The organism is Pseudomonas sp. CM25 (assembly GCF_013179705.1).
Taxonomy (GTDB): Bacteria; Pseudomonadota; Gammaproteobacteria; order Pseudomonadales; family Pseudomonadaceae; genus Aquipseudomonas.
In genome coordinates this window covers 1-1920 of record NZ_JABMCW010000585.1, presented here as the reverse complement: position 1 = coordinate 1920, position 1920 = coordinate 1, and the positions used below count along the sequence as shown (strand labels likewise).

Annotated in this window: 1 protein-coding gene; it reads right to left on the bottom strand. The window is 61.7% G+C overall.

The genetic code is table 11. The features are described 5' to 3' along the window. A partial coding sequence (locus tag HP546_RS29705) for a dermonecrotic toxin domain-containing protein (RefSeq protein ID WP_372242480.1) occupies positions 1–1920 on the bottom strand: 1920 nt, incomplete at both ends.

The following is a 1920-nucleotide window of genomic DNA, read 5'->3' as shown; positions in this document are numbered from 1 at the left end:
GCTTCTCGCGCAGCTGCTGCGCCGTGGCGCCAGTGGTCAAGCCCACTTCGGGCAGCATGTCGCGCGAATCGAGTGCCGCCAGCACTGCGTCAAAAATATCCGGCGAAGCCGGAGGGTTGGTTGCAAGTGCCCTGCCTTGCCCGTCATACAGGTTGAAGACCCCTCGCTGTCGCACCAGCACTCGAAGGTCGGCAACTTGCCCGGCAGCCCCGATGGTTTTCAACGTTGCAGCGTCCGCCACACTTTTCTTCAGCGACAAGCTAAACGAATCGGTACTTTCGCCATCGAGCAGGGCTAGAACCAGCATTCCCGTTTCGTCGCAATACGCACTGGGCACATAAATACCGGTCAGCGCCTTGCTCACCTTGGCTACCGTCCGCAGAGACCTGGCTTTTTCCGCCAAGGCCAGCGGCAGCTGGCCGCTGTCCAGGAACTGCTGGCGTGCCTGGTTGCTGGCGACCTCGGCCAGATCACAGGCATAGGGTTCAGGAAGCCCCAGCGCCATCAGCGGTTTTAGCAACGGTTGCGTGGAAACAGGCTGGCGAGTCAGATGGCTGAACATGGAGTCACTCAGTTGCCGCCTGCTGGCAAGCACGTTGGTGCGCCCGTGTCCCACCCCTGGCTGGTTTTCACACCATTGAAACAGCTCCAGATCCTCGTCCGAGGCAATGTCCAGCGCCAGGCGACTGAAGAAACTGTCGATCCGTGCATTGGCATCAAAGGCCTTCAGGGCTTCGCGCAAACTGGTCGGCGCCCGCCTGTTTTCCATAAGCAGGCCGCGCAGTTCGTCCTGATCGATGCCCGCCATGCGCATGATCCGCTGCGCGTCTGCGTTATCGACAGGCGGGTTGTGTGGCCATAGGGTCTCGAGCATCTTCGCGCTGTCGTCCCACTGTTGTGGTGCTTCGAGCATCAAGCGCCAGCAGCGTTCGCCATTGTGCAGCACAATCGGCCCATAGGCGTCCGCCCTTCCTGGGTGAAGAAGGCGCCAAGGGCCTTCAGGGTCGGGACGATGAACTTCGTAGAAGCACCCACCCGCCTTGATCCAGCGGTGCTCGCCATCCCCGTAGGTGCCATCCTCGCGCAAAGCCATCTTGTCAGGCGTACAGATATAGGGCTCCAGGTCGCTTGACCACAGACGCCCGGCGCCATTGGCGAGCCGCACCGGCTCCAGCGCAGCGACGAATGCGCTGCGTGCCAAGGCGACGCCAGCCACTGTCAAAGCAGTGCTCGCGAGGGTCTCGGCCACCCCAAGCATGTGCTCCAGCGCCTCATGTTGATGCCCTCTGGACCAGTCCACCGCGCCCTCGAAAACCTCGCCCAGGGTCTGGGCCACCAGTTGCCCGAGCAGCAGCCCGCCGACCAGCGGAATGAACAAACCCGCAAAGTTGAGTACCTCGAGCCCTGCACGCTGCCAGGCTTCATGTCGCTCACGCACTGCGGCGCTGTCTGCATCGGCAGTAGTGACCAGCAGCAGCTTGCCGTTCTCCTTCAGGCGCTCTATCTGCTGCACGGCCAGCGCCTCGAACACATCATCGTGCTGCACCCTGCCTTCCAGGGCCAGGTCGGTTTGCTCATCCGCGAGGCGCGCCTTCAACGTGCCCATGAACGCCGCTCGCTGCTCCAGGCCAATCAGTTGGGCAAATGCCTGGCGGTATGACGCATGACTCAATTGGGTTGCCAGGGTGTGGTTGATGGCGGTATGGGAATCGAAGTAGCGCAAGACTTGTACGGGGTCACTGGGAAGGTAAAGTACCCCCCCTTTGGCAGTGCCCTGGTCGTCACGCAGTTGTACCCATATGCCATCGGCAACCTCGCAACCCAGCGCTTCGAACAGCCCGGGGTAAGCTGCCAACTGCGCGGTTTGTGGTTCTGAAGGTTTGTCTACCAGGGCATGCAGGGCATCCTTGACCGGCTCGG